The organism is Pseudomonas sp. AC016 (assembly GCF_979253365.1).
Window position 1 is genome coordinate 2259944 of sequence record NZ_CEEDCC010000001.1, and the last position, 12220, is coordinate 2272163.

A 12220-nucleotide genomic window follows, 5' to 3' on the forward strand; every position below is an offset into this window, starting at 1 on the left:
ATCAGACCTTGAGTTCAGGTTGTAACTGGGCAGGCTCCTTTTCCAGTTCTTCCTTCAAGTCTTCATCGCTGAGCATTTCGGCGATGTCGCGCAGCCGCTCGACCACACGGGCGTTGACGCTGCCTTCGGGGAATTCGCCCTGCTCGTCTGGCGCACCGGCCGGCTCGCCGACCAGCAGGCTCAAGGCTTCATCGGCCTGACGCACCGCATAGATATGGAACTGGCCGTCACGTACGGCCTGCACCACGCGCTCATCGAGCATGAGCGTCGTCACGTTGGCGTGCGGGATGATTGCGCCCTGCTCGCCCGTCAGACCGCGTGCCTCGCAAAGCCGGAAGAAGCCTTCGATCTTCTCGTTGACCCCGCCGACTGCCTGCACTTCACCAAACTGGTTGATGGAGCCGGTGATCGCGAAACACTGCTTGAGCGGCGTGCGTGACAGCGCCGAAATCAGCGTACACACCTCGCCCAGCGAAGCGCTGTCGCCATCGACGTAGCCGTACGATTGCTCCAGAGCGATGCTGGCCGAGATCGCCAGCGGGAATTCCTGTGCATAACGGCTGCCCAGATAACCGGTCAGAATCATCACGCCCTTGGAGTGAATCGGCTGACCGAGGTTGACCTCACGCTCGATATCGACGATGCCGCTGCCACCCGGATAGACGGTCGCGGAAATACGCGCCGGCACGCCGAACGCCGAATCACCGACTTCCAGCACAGTCAGGCCGTTGCACTTGCCAACGGCTGCTCCGTCGGTGTCGATCAGAATGACACCGGCCATCATGTCGTCGAGAATCCGTGCCGAAACGCGTCCGGTGCGCGTGGCCTTGGCCTTCAGCGCACGTTCGATGTGACCTGCGTCGGTCTTGTCGTCGCTCGCCAATTGACGAATGAAGTCCGCCTCGCTGACCAGCTGAAACAGATCACCAATGCGCGCCGACAAACGTCCCTGGTGCTCGGCGAGCCGCGCACTGTAAGTCGCCAGCCGCGCCACGGCATCAGCGGTCAAAGGCGCCATGCCTTCTTCCGAAGTGCGGGTTTTCAGCAATTGGGCGAACTGCTCGAGGGTTTCGTCGACCATCGGAATTTCTTCGTCGAAGTCGACCAGCACGCGGAACATCTCCTGGAAGTCCGGATCCAGGTCCTGCAGCGTGTAGTACAGCGAACGCGAGCCGATGATGACGATCTTGACGTTCCACGGAATGACCTGCGGCGTCAGGGTCACGGTTGCGACACGGCCCAACTCGCCCAGCGGCGATTCCATTTTCAGCTTGCGCGACTGCAGGGTGCGCTTGAGCGCGTCCCATACGAACGGCTCGCTGAGCATCTTTTCGGCTTCCAGAATCAGGAAGCCGCCATTGGCACGGTGCAGTGCGCCCGGACGCAACTGCCGATAGGTCGTGTAGAGCGCGCCCTGATCGGTACTGTACTCGATGCGCCCGAACAGATTGTCGTAGGTCGGATGCGGCTCGAACACCACCGGTGCGCCGCCATCGTGAGTGTGGCCGACCACCAGGCTCGGGCTGTATTGCTCTTCAAGCAGCTTGCGGGCCTGAGCGTCGGTCTTGCTGTCATCGACCAGTTGCTCGACCAGCGTCTTGAGCAGGTAAACCTGCATCGCCTGCAGATAAGCGCAGACGGCGGCGTTCTCGGCGTACTTTTCCGACAATGGTGCCAGCAAAGGCTGCAGTGTCAGGGTGATGGTTTCTTCGTTGAGCTGACGCAGTTGATTGTTCGACTCGCGCTTCCACTGCGGCAGGCTTGCAAGTTCTTCGTTCAGACGCTCTTCAAGCGCAGAAATATCTTCATGAAAACGCTCGCGATCCGCTTCCGGCAGTTGCGAGAACTCGGCTTCGTCCAGCGCCTTGCCATCGGCCATTGGCGTGAAGGCGATGTTGCTGCTGTCGCGGTACAGCGCGATGTCCTTTTCCAGCGACAGGCGCTCGATCACGTCCAGGGCACGGTCGTAGCGCTGATTGAAGGCACGATCGATCGAACTCTTCTTCTGCTGATACGAGGGGTGCTCGAACACCGCCGGGAAGGTGACCAGCAGGTTATCGATCAGGCCGCCGATGTCGGCAATGAAGGATTGCGCGCTGCCCGGCGGCAGTTCCAACGCACGCGGCTCGCGAGGCTCGTCGAAATTGTTGACGTAAACCCAGTCCGACGGCGTCTGCATACGCTTGCCTTCGGCCTTGAGGTAGCGCTTCACGAACGAGAACCGGCCGGTGCCGGGTTCGCCCATGACAAATACGTTGTAACCGGGACGCGGCATCGCGACCCCGAACTGCAAGGCTTCTACCGCTCGCTCCTGGCCGAGCACACCGCGAAAGGGTTCCAGATCGTTGGTGGTCGAAAAGCTGAACTGCTCAGCGGAAAACGGACGGGTCAGCGCGTGTGGCGCCAGGCGTAGGTTGGCTGCGACAGAATCGGGCATCAGTGTTCCTTACATCAGGCGGGGCAGATGCAGGCATTCTGGCGCTCGCTGCACACGACTTGCAAGACAGGCTTTCATGGCAGAAGACGTCTTGAAGATTTTCACTTCCATGAAAGACGCTTCATGTGCAATAAAAAACGTGGTTTTACGCAATATTCTGCAATAGCTCACGGAACCCTTGGAACCTGCCTAAACTCAAAACTGCGCGGAAGGTTCAAAACAACCCTCCGGTTTGGTGTGACACGAAAGAAACTCGACCCTTGGCTGACCATAAAGAGAAAAAAGCTATGAAACGGATTCTTCTAGGAACGCTCTTCGCCGCTGTATCCATCAACGCCATGGCCCAAGCGCCAGGCGGTCCGGACTGTGGTTGGGGCAACATGCTGTTTGAAGGTCAACGCGGCACTCCCGCTCACTTCCTGGCTTCCACTACCAACGGTACTTCGGGCAACGCCACCTTCGGCATGACGTCCGGCACCAACGGCTGCTCTACCAACAGCGCTCTGACTTATGGCGGCAAATCCTGGCTGGCCATGAACGGCATGATGGATGAGCTTTCCAAAGACATGGCCATGGGCCAAGGCGAAGCACTGACCACCTACGCGGTCGTGCTGGGCGTCGCACCGGAAGATCGTGCGCGTTTCGCTTCTGTCACTCACGAGCACTTCTCGCAAATCTTCAGCAAGGCTGACGCCACTGCCGAAGACGTTCACGCCAACACCGTCAACGTTCTGAAAAACGATCCAACCCTGGCCAAGTACGCTACCCAGGCTTAAAGTCGTTCGCCCGCCCTTCTTCATGAGGGGCGGGACTCTTCTCCCTGACTAGTTGCCCTCTATGCTCAAACGTCTTGCCTTGCTGGCGCTGTTTGTCTGTGCCCCCTTGTCTGCCGCCCCGCGTGTGGCTGCCGACCGTTTGCAGCAACTGGCCAACGAGCCATTCTGGATTTCACTGGGCCATTACGAGGCTGGCAAGCTCGGCGGCTGGCGCAGTTACGTTGACGACCCCAAATTCTTTCTCGCGGCTGATGGCGCGCATGACCCCAAGGCTGAACTGAGCGCGACGCTCGACGCCATTTATGCGCCTGTCACCAACGAGCAGACGCATGCACAGTGCGTTTACCCTGCAAGGACCCGCTGGCTGCGCGATCAGTTGAAACTGACCGACCTGCCGGTGCTGGACTGCAAGGAATTCAAGACCTGGTACAAGGATGTGGCCCCGGACAGCACCGTGCTGATCTTTCCGGCGGCCTACCTCAACAGTCCGTCTTCCATGTTCGGCCACACGCTGCTACGCATCGATCCGGCCAGCGCGAAAGCAAACAACACCACGCTGCTGAGCTACGCAATCAACTTCGGTGCCTACATCGAAGGCATGGACAACAGCATCCTGTATGCCTGGAAAGGTCTGATGGGCGGCTATCCCGGCCTGTTCGCGCTGGTGCCGTATCAGGAAAAACTGTCGGAATACCGCAGCCTGGAAAACCGCGATCTGTGGGAATACCGACTCAACCTGACGCCCGAGGAAACCGGGCGCATGGTCGAGCATGTCTGGGAACTGAAGCAGATTCGCTTCAGCTACTTCTTCTTCGACGAAAACTGCTCGTATCGCCTGCTGGAGCTGTTGCAGGTCGCGCGCCCCGGCCTGCACCTGACCGAACAGTTCGGATTGACGGCCATTCCGACCGACACGGTCAAAGCCATCAAGGCCGCGGGGCTGGTTGAAAGCATTGATTACCGCCCCTCTCGTGAACGCGAACTGCTGAGCCGTGCCGAACCGCTGAACGCTGACGAACAACAATGGGTGCTGAAGGTCAGCGCTGACCAGAAGCAACTGCAGGACCCGCAGTATGTGGCACAGCCCAAGGAGCGTCGCGCGCTGATTCAGGACGCTGCCTATCGCCTCGAACGCTATCGTGCCAACGGCCTGGAGCGCGACGCCGCACGCTCTCAGCGCAGTTTTGAATTGCTGCAAGCCATCAACCAGAACCCGCCGCCGCAACTGGACATCCAGCGCCCCGGCCTGCCGGAAGACGGACATGAGTCACGCACCTGGCAGCTGGGCGCAGGCACACGCGGCGACCGGGCGTTCGGTGAGTACGGCCTGCGCATGGCGTATCACGACCTGAACGACAACGCCTACGGCTTCCCGCTTGGCGCTCAGATCGAGATCCTGCAGCTCAAGGTGCGTCAGTACGAAGGCAACGACTGGCAGGTCCAGCAACTTGATCTGGCCACGATTCGTTCACTGACACCACGTACCGAACTGCTCAAGCCATGGTCATGGCAAGTCACCGGCGGCCTTGAGCGTGTGCTGGGCAAGCATGGCGATGAAAATCTGGTCAGCCACGTCAACGGCGGCGCGGGCGGCACTTGGCAACTGGGCGAAGAGGTACTGGGTTTCGCGCTGGGCACAGTGCGTGTCGAGCACAACAATGACTTTTCGGAATTCATCTCGCCAGCCGCGGGTTTCAACACCGGCCTGCTGTGGCGCAACCCGCTGGGCAACCTGAGCCTGGAAGCCAAGGGCGATTACTTCACCAACGGCGAAGTACGCCGCAGCGTCAGCCTCAACCAGCAGTGGGAACTCTCCCGCAACGTAGGCCTGCGCCTGAGCGCCCAACGCGAATTCAGCCAGATGAGCTCGCCACAGAACGAAGTGATGCTTGAGGTGAAGTGGTATCACTATTGATATCACTGGCGACAACGAGATGAGCGTCTGTGGGAGCCGTGAAAAACTGCAGCGCAACCGTCAGACCAGCGATCCGGACTGAGTCATTCAGCAGATAGCGAAGCGACACTACACATTCCCCACGTCGTTTTTACAAATAACTCACACATTCGCTTCTAGACTCTCCTCATACGTAGAGGAAACCATCATGAAGCTGCATTGGGTGTTGTTGTCGCTGGCCATCGGGCTGGCGGGTTGTCAGTCCGCCCGTGATCAAATGCTGGCTGAGGGTTATCCGCCCGGCTTCGCCGACGGGTATCAGGACGGATGTGGCAGCGGCAAGGCCGCGGCAGGTGCGTTTACCGGGGAGTTCAAGAAAAACGTACCGCGCTACCTCAAGGACAAGCTCTACGCAGAAGGCTGGGGCGATGGTTTTCGCCAGTGCCAGGCCTCTCAGGAAAATCGCAGCCGCTTCGATCCGGGGCAGATCTTCAATGATCGCGACCGCGACTGGGAGCGGGAAAAGACCCGCAGCGCCGCAAAAGCCTACCGTCCGAACTGATTGGCACGTCGCAGCCGGCATTTCAACGAAACCAATCACGCCTCACCGTGGCCCAAACCCAATTGAGGGAGGACACTTCATGAGTCGCGCATTTGTAAACGAAGACAACGCCGCCGCCGATGCCAACCAGCCGGTGGAGCGAACGGTCAGCGAACAGCCCAATTACGTGACTGCTCACGGCCTGGTATTGCTGCAACAGCACGTGAGCGATCTTCAGGCGCAGCACAGCGCCCAGACGGCGCTGGGCGACAATGCCGACAAGCAGCGTCTGGCAGACCTGGAGCGAGACCTGCGTTACTTCAACCAGCGCCTGCAAAGCGCACAGGTGGTCACGCCCGCCCTTTCAACCGAGAAGGTGCAGATTGGCAGTTGGGTGACATTTGCCGATGAAGACGACCACCAGCAACGTGTGCAACTGGTGGGTGAGGATCAGGCCGATGCGGCCAATGGTTTGATCAACTGGGGTTCGCCATTGGGCCGTGCGTTGCTGGGTGCGCAGTTGGGCGATGAGGTGATGTGGAAACGACCGGCGGGCGATCAGGTGATCGAGGTCGTACTGATCGAAACGGACAAAGGCTGAGACAGCAGGAGCGCCAGAAACGGCGCTCCTGTTGTATCTGAGTTACGCCAGCTTCTTGTGACGTACACGGTGCGGCTGGGCAGCGGCATCGCCAAGACGCTTTTTACGGTCAGCTTCGTATTCGGTGTAGTTGCCTTCGAAGAATACGGCTTGAGAGTCGTCTTCGTACGCCAGGATGTGGGTCGCCACACGGTCAAGGAACCACCGATCGTGGGAGATCACAATGGCCGCGCCCGGGAAGTCCAGCAGTGCTTCTTCCAGAGAACGCAGAGTTTCGACGTCGAGGTCGTTGGACGGTTCGTCGAGCAGCAGCACGTTGCCGCCCTCTTTCAGGGTCAACGCCAGGTGCAGACGACCGCGTTCACCACCGGACAGGTCCTTGACGAACTTCTGTTGGTCACCGCCCTTGAAGTTGAAACGGCCAACATAGGTACGCGACGGGATTTCATAGTTGCCGATCCGGATCACGTCCGAACCATCCGAAACCGCCTGGAACACCGACTTGCTGCCGTCCAGATCGTCACGGCTCTGGTCAACGCAAGCCAGTTGTACGGTTTCACCGATTTCGATGCTGCCCGAATCCGGCTGTTCCTTGCCCATCAGCATGCGGAACAGGGTCGATTTACCGGCACCGTTACCACCGATCACGCCAACGATGGCGCCTTTGGGCATGGCGAATGACAGGTTGTCGATCAGGACGCGATCGCCATAGCCTTTGGTGACGTTCTTGAACTCGATGACCTTGTCGCCGAGGCGCGGACCAGCCGGGATGTAGATCTCGTTGGTTTCGCTGCGCTTCTGGAATTCCTGCGACTGCATTTCTTCGAAGCGTTGCAGACGGGCCTTGGATTTGGACTGGCGCGCCTTGGCACCTTTGCGAACCCATTCCAGCTCGTCTTTCATGGCCTTTTCATGGGCCGACTGCTGCTTGGATTCCTGGGCCAGACGATCAGACTTGGCTTCAAGCCAGCCCGAATAGTTGCCTTCGTAAGGAATACCGGCGCCGCGGTCGAGTTCCAGAATCCAGCCCGCGACGTTGTCCAGGAAGTAACGGTCGTGCGTAATCGCAACCACGGTGCCCGGGAAGTCGTGCAGGAAGTGCTCCAGCCAGGCGACGGAATCGGCGTCCAGGTGGTTGGTCGGTTCGTCGAGCAGCAGCATGTCGGGAGCGGACAGCAGCAGACGGCACAGGGCGACACGACGCTTCTCACCACCGGACAATACGGAAATCTTTGCGTCCCACGCTGGCAGACGCAGCGCATCGGCGGCGACTTCCAACTGACGCTCCAGGTTATGACCGTCGCTGGCCTGCAGGATGGCTTCGAGCTTGGCCTGTTCAGCGGCCAGCTTGTCGAAGTCGGCATCCGGGTCGGCGTATTCGGCGTAGACCTGGTCCAGACGCGCCTGGGCGTCCTTGATGACGCTGACTGCCTCTTCGACCACTTCACGCACAGTCTTGGTGGGATCGAGTTGCGGCTCCTGCGGCAGATAACCTACGTTCAGATCAGGCATCGGACGCGCTTCGCCGTCGAACTCGGAGTCGACACCCGCCATGATTTTCAACAGCGTGGACTTGCCCGAACCGTTGAGGCCCAGCACGCCGATCTTGGCGCCCGGGAAGAACGAGAGGGAGATGTTCTTGAGGATTTCCCGCTTCGGCGGCACAACTTTGCTCAGCCGATGCATGGTGAAGACGTATTGAGCCATGGAATGAAAACCTGGTGTCTGTGATAAGGACCGATCTGGGACGCGAGCTTAAAGCCCCGACCGAAAAAAAGCTTTTATTTGTCTTTCAGACTTGCCGCATGAGCGTTCCACGCCTTGAATCAGAACAGGCAGTGAGCAGACTCGTGTGCCTGGGCCGCTATGAAGCTGGATCTTGTTTGCACACAGTGGAGTCACTCATGCAGGAGTCGGGCTGTAATCGCGCGTTGCGCAAAGCTACCCGAATGCGGCCTGCAGGGCAAACGATCCGGCCCGGCGGGACTGGCACTCTGCCACAACTCAAGGCATGCTAGCTGCCCTTTTGGGTGGCCAGCTTATATTGCATAGTGCATCGCTGCTTCAGTCCAGTAGTCAGGAACAACGACTTGCCCACATCAACGACCTCTTCGCCATCGAGTACCGCCAAAAGCAGTACGGTCAGGCCTGTGCGCGGCTCACTGAAGGGTGTGCTGGCGGCGTTGGTGTTGCTGATGATTGCGCTGCTGCTCTGGCAACTCATCGAACAGTTTCATCAGACCCAGGAACGCCAGCGCCAGCGCAGCCTTGACTACGCGACACAGCTTTGCGACCGGATCAGTCTGAACATGGCGCTCAACGCCCAGATTGCGATGAATCTGCTGGAGGAAATCAAGGCAGGCGAAGACAACCCCGATCAGGCCACGCCATTGAGCGCATTGCGGTCTGCCTTGCCTGCATTACGCAGCGTCGTGAGCCTCGCCCCCAACGGAGACGTAATTAGAGACAGCGCCGACATGAGCAGCGACGCTGCGCTGTTGAAAAGTGCGCTGAAGCAGGCCACTGGCCGCCCTTTCTACTACACCAGCAATGACGACGGCTCACAGATCTATCTGCTGTTGCGCCAAAGCGCAGGCTCGAACGGCAACTACTGGGCCGTGCGCATGGTGCCCGATGCGCTCAAGGGCTTCATTCAGCAGCCGACGCAGGATTTCCAGCATCTGTGGCGGCTGGAAAAACGTGTCACTCAGCAGGTGATTCTGCGCGAGCCTTTGCCTGACAACGTGATGGACACCGGCCATGCAGAGACCGTCCTGCTTCAGCCTCTGGGCAACAGCGACTGGCAGCTGCGCGGGCTTTTCGACGCGCACAAGGCGCGCCAGGATTTGCTCGCGCCACTCGTGGGCAAATGCATCATTGGCCTGCTGTTTTCAATCCTGCCGCTCATCGCTCTCATGAGCCTGCGCGGCAGGCAGCGTCAGTTGCTGGAAAGCCGCCGCCGCTATCGCGATATTTTCGAAGGGGCTGGCGTTGCGATCTGTGTGCTGGACATGTCCAGCCTGCCGGGACGCTTGGAAACCCTGCAGATCAATACCTGCGAAGACCTCGACCTTCTGCTGAAAAACCAGCCGGGCCTGCTTGATCGCCTGCTGCAACAGCTGCGCATCAACGAGGTGAACGACGTTGCTCTGGGCCTGCTGAATGTCGAATGCGGTGAGCAGGCATGGCAGCAACTGATCGAAGGCGAGTCGCGTACGCGTCCCGGCATCGGCATTCAAGTGATCCGCGCAGTGCTCGACAAACAGCCACGCCTGGAACTGGAAATCCGCCGCACCCGGGAGGACGGCCAGGATCAGCACCTGTGGCTGGTGCTCAGGCTGCCGGAAAGCCCCGCCGACTTCGACGCCGTCATTCTCAGCATTGGCGATATCACCAGCCGCAAACAGATCGAACTGTCGTTGCTGGACCGTGAAAGTTTCTGGTCCGACGTGGTCCGCACCGTGCCGGATCACCTCTATGTGCAGGATGTGCTCAGCCAGCGGATGATCTACAGCAACCACCATCTGGGGCAGACTCTCGGTTACAGCAAGTCGGAACTGCACGGGATGGGTGAGTTCTTCTGGGAAATCCTGCTCCATCCGGAAGACGCGAAACCCTATCAGGACATGCGCCTGCGCCAGCGTCATCACGGGCACAACGAACTGCTGCAATGTGTCCTGCGCTTCCGTGACCGCGACAACCAGTGGCGCTGCTTCGACATTCGCGAACAGGCGCTGGCGCGGGATAGCCAGGACCTGGTGACACGCATCATCGGCGTCGCCAAGGACATCACCGATCAGGTCACGTCCAGCCAGTCCTTGCGTGACAGTGAACAGCGTTATCGGATGCTCGCCGAGAGCATCAGTGATGTGATCTTCTCCACGGACAATCAGCTCGAGCCCAATTACGTGAGCCCCTCGGTTCAGAGCGTACTGGGCTACACCGCCGAGTGGATTCTCGCTCACGGCTGGGGCGTGACAGTTGCCAACCCGCAACAACTGACAGGGTTCGACGCGCTGATCCGGAATATCCGCAAGGTGCTCAACAAACCGGAAGAACTGGCGAAGCTGCGCAACGACACGACGCCACGTCTGTTTGTGTTCGATTGTCTGCGGGCCGACGGCCGCAAGGTACCGGTCGAACTGCGCATGGTGCTGGTCTGGGACGAGCACGACAATTTCGAGGGGCTTCTCGGGGTTGGCCGCGACATCAGCCAGCAGCGCCGCGCGGAAAAAGACCTGCGCATGGCTGCCACCGTATTCGAACACTCCACGTCGGCCATTCTGATCACCGATCCCGCAGGCTACATCGTGCAGGCCAACGAAGCCTTCACCCGGGTCAGCGGCTACGAAGTCGCTCAGGTGCTCGATCAGTTGCCCGGCATGCTGACAGTGGAAGCGGAACAGGAAGCACACCTGCGCTATGTCATCAGGCAACTCAACCAGAGCGGTACCTGGGAGGGCGAGGTCAGGCTCAAGCGTCGCAACGGCGAGCATTACCCGGCGTGGGTCGGCATCACTGCGGTGGTGGACGATGAAGGCGATCTGGCGAGCTACGTGTGTTTCTTCAGTGATATCAGTGAGCGCAAGGCCAGCGAAGAACGCATCCATCGCCTGGCCTACTACGATGCCCTGACCCACCTGCCCAACCGCACGCTGTTCCAGGACCGCCTGCATTCGGCGTTGCAGCAGGCCGAGCGGCAACAGGCCTGGGTCGTGCTGATGTTCCTCGATCTGGACCGTTTCAAACCGATCAACGACTCCCTGGGCCATGCTGCGGGGGATCGCATGCTCCAGGAGATGGCCACACGCCTGCTGGCCTGCGTTACGGACGACGATACAGTTGCGCGCATGGGCGGCGATGAGTTCACCCTGTTGCTGCAACCGGGTCCGACGCGGGAAAGCGCCCTGAACCGCGCCATTCACGTCGCCGAGAAGATCCTCAACAGTCTGGTAACCCCATTCGTGCTGGAAGGACGCGAGTTCTTCGTGACCGCCAGTATCGGTATCGCCCTGAGCCCGCAGGACGGCGATGAGCTGAGCCAGTTGATGAAGAACGCCGATACGGCGATGTATCACGCCAAGGAACGCGGCAAGAACAATTTCCAGTTCTATCAGGCCGACATGAACGCCTCGGCGCTGGAGCGTCTGGAACTGGAAAGCGATCTGCGTCACGCGCTGGAGCAACAGGAATTCACGCTGTATTACCAGCCGCAGTTCAGCGGCGATGGCAAACGCCTGACCGGAACCGAGGCCTTGCTGCGCTGGCGTCATCCCCGCCGTGGTCTGGTGCCGCCGAACGACTTCATTCCGGTGCTTGAAGAGCTGGGGCTGGTGGTCGAAGTCGGCGACTGGGTACTGACCGAAGCCTGCAGCCAGTTGAAGAAATGGCATCAGGCGAAAGTCCGCGTGCCGAAAGTGTCCGTGAACATCTCGGCCCGGCAGTTCTCGGACGGCCAGCTTGGCAAACGCATCGCCAGCATTCTGCACACCATCGGCTTGCCCCCGGCGTGCCTGGAACTGGAACTGACCGAAAGCATCCTGATGCGCGAGGTCAACGAAGCCATGCAGATACTCGACGGGCTGAAGAACCTGGGGCTGAGCATTGCGGTGGATGACTTCGGTACGGGGTACTCGTCGCTGAACTACCTCAAGCAGTTCCCCATCGATGTATTGAAGATCGACCGCACCTTCGTCGACGGCCTGCCCTCCGGCGAACAGGATGCACAGATCGCCCGTGCGATCATCGCCATGGCCCACAGCCTGAACCTGGCGGTAATCGCCGAAGGCGTGGAGACCCAGGAGCAACTGGACTTCCTGCGCGAACACGGCTGCGACGAAGTACAAGGCTACCTCTTCGGCCGCCCGATGCCCGCCAGCCAGTTCGAAGCGCAATTCAGCAACGACGCGTTGTTCATGCTGGATTGAGAAGGACTGCAGACCCTGTGGGTGGCGCCACCATGTCTTCGACG

At 59.7% G+C, this 12220-nt stretch carries 7 protein-coding genes; 5 read left to right on the top strand and 2 right to left on the bottom strand.

Features of this window, described 5'->3' with window-relative positions; all coding sequences use genetic code 11:
* Nucleotide 1: 1 nt before the first annotated feature.
* Complete coding sequence (locus tag AC0IXS_RS10100; protein WP_029243817.1) at nucleotides 2-2437, bottom strand: Lon protease family protein; 2436 nt, start codon at nucleotides 2435-2437, stop codon at nucleotides 2-4.
* Between the two features lie 287 nt (nucleotides 2438-2724).
* Here AC0IXS_RS10100 and AC0IXS_RS10105 point away from each other — a divergent pair, with 287 nt between their 5' ends.
* The 4 genes from AC0IXS_RS10105 (at nucleotide 2725) to AC0IXS_RS10120 (ending at nucleotide 6249) form a co-directional block, all read left to right on the top strand.
* Nucleotides 2725-3213: a DUF3015 domain-containing protein gene (locus AC0IXS_RS10105; RefSeq protein WP_004884045.1), complete on the top strand. Its 489-nt coding sequence runs from the start codon at nucleotides 2725-2727 to the stop codon at nucleotides 3211-3213.
* Nucleotides 3214-3274: 61 nt separating this feature from the next.
* Nucleotides 3275-5128 (top strand): Lnb N-terminal periplasmic domain-containing protein, encoded by a 1854-nt coding sequence (locus AC0IXS_RS10110; RefSeq protein WP_122669106.1) that lies wholly within the window; start codon nucleotides 3275-3277, stop codon nucleotides 5126-5128.
* Between the two features lie 187 nt (nucleotides 5129-5315).
* A complete protein-coding gene (locus tag AC0IXS_RS10115; RefSeq protein ID WP_004884043.1) occupies nucleotides 5316-5669 on the top strand; it encodes a hypothetical protein in 354 nt (117 codons plus the stop codon).
* 79 nt (nucleotides 5670-5748) lie between these two features.
* The gene (locus tag AC0IXS_RS10120; RefSeq protein WP_057409394.1) at nucleotides 5749-6249 is read left to right on the top strand and encodes a GreA/GreB family elongation factor; all 501 of its coding nucleotides are present in this window, start codon (nucleotides 5749-5751) and stop codon (nucleotides 6247-6249) included.
* Nucleotides 6250-6291: 42 nt separating this feature from the next.
* Here the strand turns inward: AC0IXS_RS10120 and ettA are convergent, their stop codons facing one another.
* A complete protein-coding gene (ettA, locus tag AC0IXS_RS10125) occupies nucleotides 6292-7956 on the bottom strand; it encodes an energy-dependent translational throttle protein EttA (protein ID WP_025995635.1) in 1665 nt (554 codons plus the stop codon).
* Between the two features lie 383 nt (nucleotides 7957-8339).
* Between ettA and AC0IXS_RS10130 the strand changes: the two genes are divergently transcribed.
* On the top strand, nucleotides 8340-12176 hold the full coding sequence (locus AC0IXS_RS10130; protein ID WP_081021755.1) for a sensor domain-containing protein: 3837 nt from the start codon (nucleotides 8340-8342) through the stop codon (nucleotides 12174-12176).
* The last annotated feature ends 44 nt before the right edge of the window (nucleotides 12177-12220 follow it).

What these genes read in the sequence shown, in the direction of transcription:
- AC0IXS_RS10120 (WP_057409394.1), top strand. Translation starts at nt 5,749, where the DNA reads ATGAGTCGCGCATTTGTAAACGAAGACAACGCCGCCGCCGATGCCAAC.
- AC0IXS_RS10110 (WP_122669106.1), top strand. Translation starts at nt 3,275, where the DNA reads ATGCTCAAACGTCTTGCCTTGCTGGCGCTGTTTGTCTGTGCCCCCTTG.
- AC0IXS_RS10100 (WP_029243817.1), bottom strand. Translation starts at nt 2,437, where the DNA reads ATGCCCGATTCTGTCGCAGCCAACCTACGCCTGGCGCCACACGCGCTG.
- ettA (WP_025995635.1), bottom strand. Translation starts at nt 7,956, where the DNA reads ATGGCTCAATACGTCTTCACCATGCATCGGCTGAGCAAAGTTGTGCCG.
- AC0IXS_RS10115 (WP_004884043.1), top strand. Translation starts at nt 5,316, where the DNA reads ATGAAGCTGCATTGGGTGTTGTTGTCGCTGGCCATCGGGCTGGCGGGT.
- AC0IXS_RS10105 (WP_004884045.1), top strand. Translation starts at nt 2,725, where the DNA reads ATGAAACGGATTCTTCTAGGAACGCTCTTCGCCGCTGTATCCATCAAC.